This is a genomic window from Pseudomonas sp. HTZ2 (assembly GCF_033173945.1).
Lineage (GTDB): Bacteria > Pseudomonadota > Gammaproteobacteria > Pseudomonadales > Pseudomonadaceae > Aquipseudomonas > Aquipseudomonas guariconensis.
In genome coordinates this window covers 424795-437013 of record NZ_CP137332.1, presented here as the reverse complement: position 1 = coordinate 437013, position 12219 = coordinate 424795, and the positions used below count along the sequence as shown (strand labels likewise).

Annotated in this window: 12 protein-coding genes; 6 read left to right on the top strand and 6 right to left on the bottom strand. The window is 60.4% G+C overall.

The annotated features are described in order from the left end of the window. Positions 1-112: 112 nt before the first annotated feature. Positions 113-1297, top strand: coding sequence for a C17 cyclopropane fatty acid synthase CfaB (gene cfaB, locus R6G97_RS02020; RefSeq protein ID WP_043210002.1), 1185 nt, complete (start codon positions 113-115; stop codon positions 1295-1297). A gap of 1 nt (position 1298) precedes the next feature. Here the strand turns inward: cfaB and cls are convergent, their stop codons facing one another. Further along, positions 1299-2738, bottom strand: a complete 1440-nt coding sequence (gene cls, locus R6G97_RS02015) for a cardiolipin synthase (protein WP_317847736.1) — start codon at positions 2736-2738, stop codon at positions 1299-1301. Positions 2739-2864: 126 nt separating this feature from the next. On the opposite strand from cls, the gene R6G97_RS02010 reads away from it, so the two are divergent. After that, positions 2865-3392, top strand: coding sequence for a DUF3617 domain-containing protein (locus R6G97_RS02010; RefSeq protein ID WP_043209997.1), 528 nt, complete (start codon positions 2865-2867; stop codon positions 3390-3392). A gap of 4 nt (positions 3393-3396) precedes the next feature. On the opposite strand, the gene folE2 is transcribed toward R6G97_RS02010, so the two are convergent. Beyond that, a complete protein-coding gene (gene folE2, locus R6G97_RS02005; protein WP_317848184.1) occupies positions 3397-4284 on the bottom strand; it encodes a GTP cyclohydrolase FolE2 in 888 nt (295 codons plus the stop codon). Positions 4285-4396: 112 nt separating this feature from the next. On the opposite strand from folE2, the gene zigA reads away from it, so the two are divergent. Together zigA and R6G97_RS01995 are read left to right on the top strand one after the other, a co-directional pair. Then, entirely contained in the window at positions 4397-5602 is a 1206-nt protein-coding gene (gene zigA / locus R6G97_RS02000) for a zinc metallochaperone GTPase ZigA (RefSeq protein WP_043209996.1), read from the top strand. A gap of 77 nt (positions 5603-5679) precedes the next feature. After that, on the top strand, positions 5680-6654 hold the full coding sequence (locus R6G97_RS01995; protein ID WP_182942035.1) for a CobW family GTP-binding protein: 975 nt from the start codon (positions 5680-5682) through the stop codon (positions 6652-6654). Here the strand turns inward: R6G97_RS01995 and R6G97_RS01990 are convergent, their stop codons facing one another. Further along, positions 6655-7047, bottom strand: coding sequence for a DUF3301 domain-containing protein (locus tag R6G97_RS01990; protein WP_043209992.1), 393 nt, complete (start codon positions 7045-7047; stop codon positions 6655-6657). It lies immediately after the preceding gene. Between the two features lie 119 nt (positions 7048-7166). Between R6G97_RS01990 and pdxY the strand changes: the two genes are divergently transcribed. Then, positions 7167-8039, top strand: coding sequence for a pyridoxal kinase PdxY (gene pdxY / locus R6G97_RS01985; protein ID WP_070572228.1), 873 nt, complete (start codon positions 7167-7169; stop codon positions 8037-8039). Between the two features lie 44 nt (positions 8040-8083). On the opposite strand, the gene R6G97_RS01980 is transcribed toward pdxY, so the two are convergent. After that, positions 8084-8569: an acyl-CoA thioesterase gene (locus R6G97_RS01980; protein WP_317847735.1), complete on the bottom strand. Its 486-nt coding sequence runs from the start codon at positions 8567-8569 to the stop codon at positions 8084-8086. 324 nt (positions 8570-8893) lie between these two features. On the opposite strand from R6G97_RS01980, the gene R6G97_RS01975 reads away from it, so the two are divergent. Beyond that, on the top strand, positions 8894-10654 hold the full coding sequence (locus R6G97_RS01975; protein ID WP_043209985.1) for a cation:proton antiporter: 1761 nt from the start codon (positions 8894-8896) through the stop codon (positions 10652-10654). A gap of 172 nt (positions 10655-10826) precedes the next feature. On the opposite strand, the gene R6G97_RS01970 is transcribed toward R6G97_RS01975, so the two are convergent. Both R6G97_RS01970 and R6G97_RS01965 read right to left on the bottom strand, forming a co-directional pair. After that, positions 10827-11234, bottom strand: a complete 408-nt coding sequence (locus R6G97_RS01970) for an SMI1/KNR4 family protein (RefSeq protein ID WP_043209983.1) — start codon at positions 11232-11234, stop codon at positions 10827-10829. A 112-nt stretch (positions 11235-11346) separates the two neighbouring features. Then, on the bottom strand, positions 11347-12195 hold the full coding sequence (locus tag R6G97_RS01965) for a Tim44 domain-containing protein (protein ID WP_090344154.1): 849 nt from the start codon (positions 12193-12195) through the stop codon (positions 11347-11349). Between the last annotated feature and the right edge of the window lie 24 nt (positions 12196-12219).

Below are 12219 nucleotides of genomic sequence, written 5' to 3'. Positions count from 1 at the left end.
TCTAGACCATGGTCTTGATAAACGGAAACTTCCGGTGAATGAACTACCCTTGCCCCGGTGACGTCCCAAATATGAGATGAGGCGTCCGGTACACATGAAGGGAGGGAAATTCATGCTTGCGCAACTTCCACCTGCGTTGCAGAGCCTGCACTTGCCTTTGCGTCTGAAGCTGTGGGATGGCAACCAGTTCGACCTAGGGCCAAGCCCACAGGTCACCATCTTGGTCAAGGAGCCTCAGCTGATCAGTCAGCTGACCCACCCGAGCTTGGACGAACTGGGTGTCGCCTTCGTCGAAGGCAAGCTGGAACTGGAAGGCGATATCGGGGAAGTCATCCGCGTCTGCGACGAGCTCAGCGAAGCTCTGCTCCAAGACGAGGAAGAAGTATCGCCAGAGCGTATCGCGCATGACAAAGCTACCGACGCCGAAGCCATTTCCTACCACTATGACCTGTCCAATGAGTTCTACCAGCTGTGGCTCGACCAGGACATGGCCTACTCCTGCGCGTACTTCCGCGAACCGGACAACACCCTCGACGAAGCCCAGCAGAACAAGTTCGATCACCTGTGCCGCAAGTTGCGCCTGCAGGCTGGGGACTACTTGCTGGATGTGGGTTGCGGCTGGGGTGGGCTGGCGCGTTTCGCCGCGCGTGAGTATGGCGCCAAGGTGTTCGGCATCACCCTGAGCAAGGAGCAGCTCAAGCTAGGTCGTGATCGGGTCAAGAAGGAGGGGCTGAGCGATCAGGTCGACCTGCAAATCCTGGACTATCGCGACCTGCCTCAGGACGGACGCTTCGACAAGGTGGTGAGTGTCGGTATGTTCGAACACGTCGGCCACGCCAACCTGGCGCTGTATTGCCAGAAGCTGTTCGGCGCCGTGCGTGAAGGCGGTCTGGTGATGAACCATGGCATCACGGCCAAACACGTGGATGGCCGGCCAGTCGGGCGAGGCGCGGGCGAGTTCATCGACCGCTATGTCTTCCCCCACGGCGAACTGCCGCACCTCTCGATGATCACGGCCAACATCTGTGAGGCCGGACTGGAAGTGGTGGACGTGGAAAGCCTGCGCCTGCACTACGCCAAGACGCTCAATCACTGGAGCGAAAACCTCGAGAACCAACTGCATAAAGCCGCCACCCTGGTGCCAGAGAAGACTCTGCGCATCTGGCGCCTGTACCTGGCCGGATGCGCCTATGCCTTCTCCAAGGGCTGGATCAACCTGCACCAGATCCTGGCGGTGAAGCCCTACGCCGATGGGCACCATGACCTGCCCTGGACCCGCGAGGACCTCTACCGCTGACTCACAGGATCGGAGAAATCAGCCGGGCGATACGCATCCCAAGTTGTTGCAGGCGATGCGTATCGCGGCTGTCTTCGGCAGTGATCTCCCGGGCTTGGGCAAAGTCATCGAGCAGCATCGACTCGACCTGGTCGGCAAAGGCACGGTCGACGGTCAGCAAGGTAATCTCGAAGTTCAGACGGAACGAACGGTTGTCTAGGTTGGCACTGCCGATCGCACTCACCTCTTCATCGACCAGCACCACCTTCTGGTGCAGGAACCCTGGCTGATAACGGAACATCCTCACTCCGGCCCGCACCGCTTCGAAGGCGAACAGACTGGACGCTGCGTAGACAATGCGGTGATCCGGCCGTGAAGGAATGAGGATACGCACATCCACGCCGCGCAACACCGCTAAGCGCAGGGCGGCGAAGATCGCCTCATCTGGAATGAAGTACGGGCTAGTGATCCACACGCGCTGAGTAGCCGAGTGGATGGCTTCAAGGAAGAACAGCGCGCAGGTTTCCTGCGGGTCTGCCGGACCGCTGGCCAATGCCTGGCAGAGCACACCGTTATCCGGATAGGTGTCGGGCAGGATCAACGGCGGCAACTGGCGAGCGGCCCAATACCAGTCTTCGGCGAAGGACTCCTGCAAGCAGGCAAGCACTGGGCCGCTGACCTGAACGTGGGTATCACGCCAAGGCGACAGGCGAGGGTGGCCGCCGAGGTACTCGTCCCCTACGTTATGCCCGCCGAGGAACCCCAGCAGGCCATCGACGACGACGATCTTGCGGTGGTTGCGGAAGTTCACCTGGAAGCGGTTGAACCACCCACGGCGTGTGGCAAAGGCGTGGATCTTCACGCCTCCCTCCCGCAGGGTCTGGCTATAGCTGGCCGGCAATGCATGGCTCCCCACCCGGTCATACAGCACGAATACCTGCACACCTTCTGCCGCCTTGCGCAGCAACAGTTGCTGCAGTTTCTTGCCGATGTCGTCGTCATGGATGATGAAGAACTGCACCAGCACGGCCTGCCGGGCTTCGGCAATGGCTGCGAAGATGGCATCGAAGGTGGCCTGGCCATTGATCAGCAGTTTCACTTCGTTGTTGGCCAGGCACGGCATGCGCCCGAGTTTCGGCATTGCCCGCAGGGCGGCATAGCTTTCCGACTCCCGGGCTGTCAGCGCTTCCTCAACCCAAGGCCGCCAGTTGAGATTGGCCATGGCGACGTGCATTTCCTGATTGGCCTGGCGTCTGGCTTGGATGTAGGCATAGAAGGAGCGGGCCCCAAACACCAGGTAGGGAATCAGCGTGAAGTAAGGGATGAAGAACAAGGACATCGCCCAAGCGATGGCACCCTGGGCGGTGCGCACGGTGAACACCGCATGCAGCGCGGCGATGATGCCTAGCAGATGAATCAGGCCAAGCACATAGCCGAAGAAATAGGGGCTGTGGAAATCCATATGCATCCTGCTTGCTGAGAGCCTGACGATAACAGAGCATGTTCCTGTCCCGCCTTGCAACCCGGAAGCGGAAATGACGTCTAAGGCTCAATCGGCAGAGGCCGTACTATCGAGGAGCATTGATCCATGAAGATTCGTCTGCCACTGCTGGCGCTGGCCTTGGGCCTGAGCGCACCACTGGTACATGCGCAGATGTTGCAACCGGGCTTGTGGGAGCTGACCACCAGCAATATGCAGGTCGATGGCAAGCCATTACCGGACATGGAATTCATGCTCGGGCAATTGAAGAACCTGCCACCTGAGCAACGCGCCATGATGGAAGGCATGCTGGCCAAGCAGGGCATCACCGTGGGTGGTAAGGGCGTGCGCTCCTGCCTGACACCAGAGCAGGTCCGGACGAATGACATTCCGCTGCAGGACCCTCAGTCCGGCTGTACGCAGAAGATCACCGACCGTACAGGCAATGTATGGAAATTCCAGTTCAGTTGCCCTCGTGCCCAAGGCACCGGGCAGGCGACCTTCCTCAGTGACCGGGAGTTTCATACCCAGGTCAGTGGCACGTTCAACGCTTCAGGCGTTCAGCAACAGGGCAGCATGAACACCAAGGCGGTCTGGCTGGGTAACGACTGCGGTTCGGTGAAACCTCGCAGTTGAGGCTTCAAAACCGATAGCGACTGATCGCCACTGCGTCGTGGGCATGCAGACTCTCTGCATGTTCCACCCGCAGGCTGAACCCCTCTACCCACCGCACTTGCCTCAGCGCCTGGTGCAAACGCCTGGCGGCATCCTCACAGAACATCAGGTTCTGTCCATTGGCCAAGGCGAACGCCTGTTCGTCTGCGCGCTTTACCGCTGTTTGTACCGCCGTACCCAAGGCACGCTCCAGCGTGTCGATCAACTCGGAGAGCGGCAAGTGCTGCAGGTTCTCTCGCAGTCGTACTCGAACCTGGGCCTCGCTGCGCTGACTATGGGGCGTGGCGACGATGCCCTGATTGCTGCCGAGCCATTCCAGTAAGGTCGATTGATCGGGTACCTGCTCTGGAAAGTCCTTGAGGAACTGCTGCTGAATCAGCTGTCGGGCGAGCGCTGCGGAGCAGGGGCAGGTGGAGGAGTAAGGAATTAGCACCGAGAGTTCCACGTGGAACATTTCATTGTCCGTCGTAGCATCCAAGGAGACGGGATAGCTTTTCCAGCCAGCCAAGGGGCTGACCAAGGCAGGTCTTTTCAGCAAATGCTCGAAGCGCAAACTCACCTGCGCCTTTGAAGAGAGCCCGACGTGGGTATCGAGGAAACTCGCCAGCAGCCGACGGAGTAGCAGCGGACTGAGCTCGGTGTTTTCCAGGGCTTCCAACGCCAAGTAGAGCCGCGACATGTGAATGCCTCGGGCGGCGCCGTCTTCGAGATTGACGCCCGCGTCGGCTTGGGCATTGAGGGTGCGTCCTTCAATTTGCAACGGCACGGCGATTCCACACATACCAACCCACTCCAGGGGGACGGCCTCGGGGAGGGACTGTGTGGCGACGTCGGGAAGCGTCAGGCTGGTCATCATGGGTTCTCTGGCAAGGATCGACAAACGCGGCTTGGCGAAATTCTATTGTTATATTATAACAATGCGCAATGCATCGTTTCGAATGCGCTTGCCTGTCGAGGTACGACCAATGCCTAACCGTTTACCTGTAACTGTGCTTTCCGGCTTTTTGGGAGCTGGCAAAAGCACTTTGCTCAACCATGTGCTGCGCAATCGCGAAGACCTGCGCGTCGCCGTGATCGTCAACGACATGAGCGATATCAACATCGATGCGAGCGAGGTGCAGCGCAATGTCAGCCTGAACCGGGCGGAAGAAAAGCTGGTGGAGATGAGCAACGGCTGCATCTGCTGCACGCTGAGGGAAGATTTGCTCGAGGAGGTCGCGCGGCTGGCGAGCGAGGGTCGTTTCGATTACCTGCTGATCGAGTCCACCGGCATTTCCGAACCGTTGCCGGTCGCCGAGACGTTCACCTTCCGTGACGAACAGGGTCGAAGCCTGTCGGACATGGCACGCCTGGACACCATGGTCACGGTGGTCGATGCGCTCAATTTTCTGCGTGACTACCAGGCAGCCGACAGCCTGGCCAGCCGCGGTGAATCTTTGGGTGAAAACGACGAGCGATCTATCAGCGATCTGTTGATCGAACAGGTGGAGTTCGCCGACATACTGCTGCTGAGCAAGATCGACTTGGTCAGCCAGCATGAGCGAGACGAACTCACGGCCATCCTGCGCAGCCTCAACGCACGGGCGCAGATCGTGCCGATGGTCATGGGCCAGGTGCCGCTGGCACGTATTCTCGATACTGGCCTTTTTGACTTCGAGCAAGCGGCCCAAGCACCTGGCTGGTTGCAGGAGATGCGTGGCGAGCACGTGCCGGAAACGCAAGAGTACGGGATCGCCGCAGGGACGTGGCAGGCCCGTCGCCCGTTGCATCCGCAACGCTTCCACGATTTTATCCACAAGCCCTGGAGCAACGGCAGGTTGCTACGTTCGAAGGGGTTCTTCTGGCTGGCCAGCAAGTTCCAGGAGGCGGGCAGCTGGTCCCAGGCAGGCGGCATGATGCGCCATGGGTTCGCCGGTCGCTGGTGGCGCTTTGTACCGCAGGAGCAATGGCCGCAGGACTCCGAGAGCACCCAGGCGATCCTCAAGCAGTGGACGCAAGAATGTGGCGATTGCCGGCAGGAATTGGTGTTCATTGGTCAGAATATCGACTTCGCACAGCTATCCACAGAACTGGATGCATGTCTGCTGACCGACGAGGAATGGGCGCAAGGGGAGATGGCATGGCTGCGTCTTCCCGATCCGTTCGGGCCTTGGTATGACGAAGCAGCGTGAGGGTGTGGATAACTTTTGGCGGCTTGACTGGTAGCAACGAGGGCGCATAGTTGGAGGCTATTTCCAAGGTATGGCCCATGCTCCAGAACATCCCGACCCACGTGATCGCAGGCCCATTGGGCGCCGGCAAGACCAGCCTGATACATCAGCTGTTGGCTCAGCGCCCGTCAGGGGAGCGCTGGGCCGTATTGGTCAACGAGTTTGGGCAGATTGGCCTGGATGCGGCGCTGCTGAGTCGGGACGAGAATGGCATCGCTATTGGCGAGGTGGCCGGCGGCTGCCTGTGCTGCGTCAATGGCATGCCGTTCCAGGTCGGCTTGGGCCGCTTGTTGCGCAAGGCTCGGCCTGATCGGGTGTTCATCGAGCCGTCCGGTCTGGGCCATCCTCAGTCTTTGCTGGCCCAGTTGGGTCAGGCGCCCTGGGTGGGTGTACTGGCCGTACAGCCGTTGGTGATGGTGCTGGACGCCCAGGCTCTGGCCCGTGGTGAACCGCTGCCTGACGCGCAACGGCAAGCCTTGCCCGAGGCTGCATTGCTGGTTTTCAACAAGGCTGGGGCTTTGGATGAAACCCAGCGCCTGTTGATAACTGCACAGTTCCCCGAGTTGCCAAGGCTTTGGACCGATCATGGGCGATTGTCGGTGGACCTTTTGCCCGTCACGTCTGGCACAACGAGCCCTCTCGAGGCTGTGGACAAACTACCCAGGGAGACCCCTTCGAACCCTGCTGGCGCCCTGTGGACAGATCCTCGCCAGCCAATCTGTCTCGCCCAGCAAGGCGAGGGTGGCTGGAGTGTTGGCTGGCGCTGGCACCCCTCGCAGCGTTTCGACGCGACGCGTTTGCTCGCAATGCTTGAAAGCTGGCCGTGGCGCCGCGCAAAAGGTGTTATCCACAGCGACGCCGGCTGGCAGTCCTTCAATGGCCTGGAAGGCGAGGCACTGGCTTGGCAGCCGAGCGAATGGCGCAAGGATTCACGTCTGGAGTTGATCTTCGATCAGCCGCAGCTGCTGGACACCCTCCAGGAAGCCTTGGTCGCTTGCCGCCTGGAGACCTGATCAGTTGCGCCAGCGGTTATGTTCCTGGCGCCACTGCTGCATCTCGATGACGTTGTCTGCCTTCGGCGGAACCTTGATTTCAAATGGATAGGGCGCCAGTTCGATCTGCAGGGTGTGGGCACCGAACTGCGTCACTGTCCCAGGGTGGCGTTGCTCGCCGGTCACGGTGAACTCGAACCCATAGACACGCGCCAGGCGCTTGCGGCCATTGGCATCGCGCACGAAGGCGATGCGCTTGAGGGCGACGTTATCGTCGAGCAGTTGAAGGTCAAGCTTGGTGCAATGCTGCTTGACCCGTTCAAGGGCCTTTTCGCGCAGCCCATGGTTGTGCCACAACCAGGCACCGGCGGTCGCCAGTACCATCAGGACGAAGAGGTTCTCCAGGGTCAACATTTGCATATGCTCCAAAACGGTAGATCCAGCTTAACTGTGTCCCTGGCCTGTCGTACAGGTGGCAAACGGGTTCATACTGCGCGGCGCACATCTACTGAAACAGCTTTGGAATTTCCCACATGAAACGTACACCGCATCTGCTTGCTATCCAGTCCCACGTGGTCTTCGGCCACGCCGGAAACAGCGCTGCGGTGTTTCCCATGCAGCGGGTCGGGGTCAATGTCTGGCCGCTGAACACCGTGCAGTTCTCCAACCATACCCAGTATGGACAGTGGGCCGGTGAAGTGCTCGCTCCGGCGCAAATTCCTGCGCTGGTGGAAGGCATTTCCAACATCGGCGAGCTGGGCCATTGCGACGCGGTGCTTTCCGGTTACCTGGGCAGCGCCGAGCAGGGCCGGGCGATCCTGGCGGGTGTCCAGCGGATCAAGGCGGTGAACCCCAAGGCGTTGTACTTGTGCGATCCGGTCATGGGGCATGCGGAAAAAGGCTGCATCGTGCCGGTCGAAGTCAGTGAGTTTCTCTTGGAGGAAGCCGCCTCAGTGGCGGATATCCTGTGCCCCAACCAGCTTGAACTGGACAGCTTCTGTGGTCGTCGGGCCGAGTCCCTGGATGATTGCGTGGCCATGGCGCGCGGCCTGCTTGAGCGCGGTCCCCAGGTGGTACTGGTCAAGCATCTGTCCTATCCGGGGCGCGCCGAGGACGCCTTTGAAATGCTGCTGGTGACCCGAGAACACAGCTGGCATCTGCGCCGACCATTGCTGGCCTTCCCACGTCAGCCGGTAGGGGTGGGTGACTTGACCTCCGGCCTGTTCTTGGCCCGCGTGTTGCTCGGGGACAGCTGGGTCCAGGCGTTCGAGTTCACCGCTGCGGCCGTGCATGAAGTGCTGCTGGAGACCCAGGCCTGCGCGAGCTACGAGCTGCAACCGATCAGGGCCCAAGACCGCATCGCCCATCCGCGTGTGCGCTTCGAGGCGCAGCGGTTGGCGATCTAGGCCCATGACAGGGCCGCTGTGCAGCCCTGCCGGTTGCTTGACGTCTAGATCGAATCGGTCTTGAGGTTCTGGTAGCGCTGTTCCAGTTCCTGGCGGATCTGTCGACGCTGCTGGCCCTGCAGGAAACGCCGCTTCTCTTCGCTGCTCTGGGGCTGGCGTGGCGGGACCTGCACCGGACGGCGATTGTCGTCGACCGCAACCATGGTGAAGAAACAGCTGTTGGAGTGCCGCACGGAGCGCTCGCGGATGTTTTCGGTCACGACCTTGATGCCCACTTCCATGGACGTATTGCCGGTGTAGTTGACCGAGGCGAGGAAGGTCACCAGTTCGCCGACATGTACAGGCTCTCGGAAAATCACCTGGTCCACCGACAGGGTGACCACATAGGTGCCGGCATAGCGGCTGGCGCAGGAATAGGCCACCTCGTCGAGGTACTTGAGCAGGGTGCCGCCATGGACGTTGCCGGAAAAGTTGGCCATGTCCGGGGTCATCAGGACGGTCATCGTCAGCTGGGCGTTTCCAGGTTCCATAGTGTGCTCACGGGTTGGTTGCGCTGAAACGGGGCTGGTATCTGCGGACACTTCTGTTTCCCCCTCATAGGGTTTCCCCATCCTGGTACGGGACGTCGCCTGACGTGCTTCCGTCACGCGGATCATGCCATCTCTGGCAGCAAAATCGCCGATCTGTTTCTACATATTGCATCGGCTATTCATGCGAAGGCGCGATGTTAACCTGAGCGAGCCCATGCAACATGGGCTTTCCTGCTTTGAACACAGTATGTACGTGCTGCTCGCTTGGGTTTGCCTTGGCAGAGGAGCGGTCTGCCCGAGCAACGAGAAAAGGAGTACCTCGCCATGCATGCCATCAGTTTCATCCAGGATTTGGCCGTGATCATGCTGGTCGCCGGGGTGGTTACCATTCTCTTCCACCGTTTCAAGCAGCCGGTGGTGCTGGGCTACATCGTCGCAGGCTTCATCATTGGGCCTCACACACCACCCTTTGGCCTGATCCACGATGAGGACACCATCAAGACCCTGGCTGAGCTGGGGGTGATCTTCCTGATGTTCTGCCTGGGCCTGGAATTCAGCCTGCGCAAGCTGTTCAAGGTCGGCGCCACTGCGTTCATCGCCGCCTTCCTGGAAATCGTCCTGATGATCTGGATCGGTTTCGAGATCGGCCGCTGGTTCGGCTGGAGCACCATGGACTCGCTGTTCCTGGGGGCGATCCTGGCGATCTCTTCGACCACCATCATCGTCAAGGCGCTCAATGACCTGAAGATGAAGAACGAGCGCTTTGCCCAGCTGATCTTCGGCGTGCTGATCGTCGAGGATATCCTTGGCATCGGGATCATCGCCCTGTTGTCGGGTATCGCCGTCAGCGGCACGGTCAGTTCCGGCGAAGTGTTTTCCACGGTCGGCAAATTGTCGCTGTTCATGATCGTTGCACTGGTGATCGGCATCCTGCTGGTGCCAAGGCTGTTGGCCTATGTGGCGAGGTTCGAAAGCAACGAGATGCTCCTGATCACTGTACTGGGGCTGTGCTTCGGTTTTTGTCTGTTGGTGGTCAAGCTCGAATACAGCATGGTCCTGGGCGCGTTCCTGATCGGCGCGATCATGGCCGAATCCCGGCAGTTGCTGAAGATCGAGCGTCTGATCGAGCCCGTACGCGACCTGTTCAGCGCCATCTTCTTCGTTGCCATCGGCCTGATGATCGACCCGCGCGTGTTGCTCGACTACGCCTGGCCGATCGCAGTGATCACCCTGGCGGTGGTGCTGGGCAAAATGCTGTCGTGCGGCATGGGGGCATTCATCGCCGGCAATGATGGACGCACTTCGCTGCGTGTTGGCATGGGGCTTTCACAGATTGGCGAGTTTTCCTTCATCATCGCTGCCTTGGGCATGACCTTGCAGGTCACCAGCGATTTTCTTTATCCGGTGGCTGTGGCCGTGTCGGCCATCACCACTTTGCTCACGCCTTATCTGATTCGCGCTGCCGATCCGCTCTCGCTCAAGCTTGGCAAGGTGGTGCCCGGACGCCTGGCGCGGGTGCTGTCGTTATACGGGGAGTGGCTGCGCAGCATTCAGCCCCACGGCGAGGGTGCGATGGTCGCGGCGATGATCCGGCGTATCCTGATGCAGGTGGGCGTCAACCTGGCGCTGGTCATCGCGATTTTCTTTAGCGGTGGTTACTTTGCCGCGCGCATTGGCAACTGGTTGAGCGAATGGGTCAGCGATGTCAGCCAGCAGAAGGCGCTGATCTGGGGGGCCGCCTTGTTGTTGTCGCTGCCTTTCCTGATTGCCGCCTATCGCAAGCTCAAGGCGCTATCGATGCTGTTGGCGGAGATGAGCGTGAAGCCGGAGATGGCCGGACGGCACACTCAACGTGTCCGTCGGGTAATTGCCGAGGTGATTCCGTTGCTGTCGCTGCTGGTGATCTTCCTGCTGCTGTCGGCGCTTTCGGCGAGCATCCTGCCGACCAACGAGTTGCTGCTGGTCATCGCAATCGTGGCAGCGGTGGTGGTGGCCTTGCTGTGGCGATGGTTCATCCGGGTGCATACCCGCATGCAAATCGCCTTGCTGGAAACGCTGGAAAACAACCGGGATCAAACTCACTGAGCGTTTGCGCTCTCTGCGCAAGGCGACGTCGCAGTCCGAGGGGATGGAACGGTAACGCCGCCGCCAGGCGCAGAACGCCTGGCGATTCTACGTTGGGTGGTGGCTATGAGCCATCTCCTGGCGCAAGAAATTACATCGCACCGAGGTGCACGAGCTTTGCGGGAAGTACGGTTCAGCTTTCCAGCCAGACGTCCCGGACCCAGTGCCAGACGGTTTCCCAGTTGTCTTCGCTGATCGCTTCTTCCTCGGCGTCCCACAGCACCACGGTGCCGTCTTCCTCGACACAGTAGTAGTTGTCCCCATCCTGGCACAGCGGGACCAGGTCGCGTGGCACGCCAGCATCCCAGGCGTTGGCGGCAACGTCTGGCAGGTAGGTGTGGGACTGGGGATCGGTGACGGTCACCGGCTCCAGGCTGCCGTACACCACGTCGCTGACCGTCAGCAGGAACTCACGCAGGCCGAACGGCATGTTGATCAGCAACTCTTCCTCGATTTCTACCAACAGGTCCTCGTCCGGCAATTCCAGTGGCACCGGCACGGGTTCATTGGCTTCACGGAGCTGATCGATCACTTCTTCCACGGCTTACATCCTCTGGCCTTGATGACAACGCTGCGGTTTATACCCTAGTAGCCCGCTGTGCCAAAAGCAAAAACCCCGGGCAAGCCCGGGGTTTTGAGTGCAACGCGGTAGATCAGCCGTTCTGGCGGATACCGGCGAGCAGCCAAGGCTGGTTTTCGCCCTGGGCGCGCTCCATGTGCCAGCTTTCGCTGAATGCTTCACCCTGGTCGAAGCGCGAGGTCTTCGATACACCATGGAAGGTCAGGGTGGCGACAGTCTTGTCGGCACGATCGTCGACACCTTCGAGCTGCACATCGAGGTTGTCGATGTAGGTGGACTGGAAGCCATCACCCAGGTCGGCACGCTCGCGCTTGAGGAACTCGAGCATCTGCGGGGTGACGAATTCGGCGATCTTGTCCATTTCGTTGGCATCCCAGTGCTGCTGCAGCGACATGAAGTGCGTGCGGGCAGCGGACAGGAAGCTTTGCTCGTTGAACCAGGCCGGAGCGTTGATGACCGGTGCGCCAGCAGCGGCCGAAGCGCCACCGAAGACCGACGGTTGGGCTGGCTGGGCATGGGTTTCACGCTGGTAGGGCGCATGGCCGGCACCGGCCATCTGCGGCTGCTGCTGGCGGCGGCGGGCGGCGATAAAGCGGAACACCAGGAAGGCAATCAGGCCCATGATCAGGAAGTCGAAGATCTGCATGCCCTGGAAGCCGTCGCCCATGAACATGGAGGCCAGCAGACCACCGGCGGCGATACCGGCCAGTGGGCCCAGCCAGCGCGAAGCACCGCTGGCGGCGGCCGGTGCACGGCCAGGAGCGGTTGGCGCGGCGGCAGGTGTGGTTGGCGCAGCCTGGCGGGTCTGGTGGATAGGCGCGGAGCCCGAGCTCTTGCCGCCGCCGAAACGCTTGGCGTTGGCATCCAGGCTCAGCGTCAGGCCGACGCACAGCGCCAGTACGATGCTAAGAAAACGTTGCATAGATGGGATATCCCCTGTGGGTGG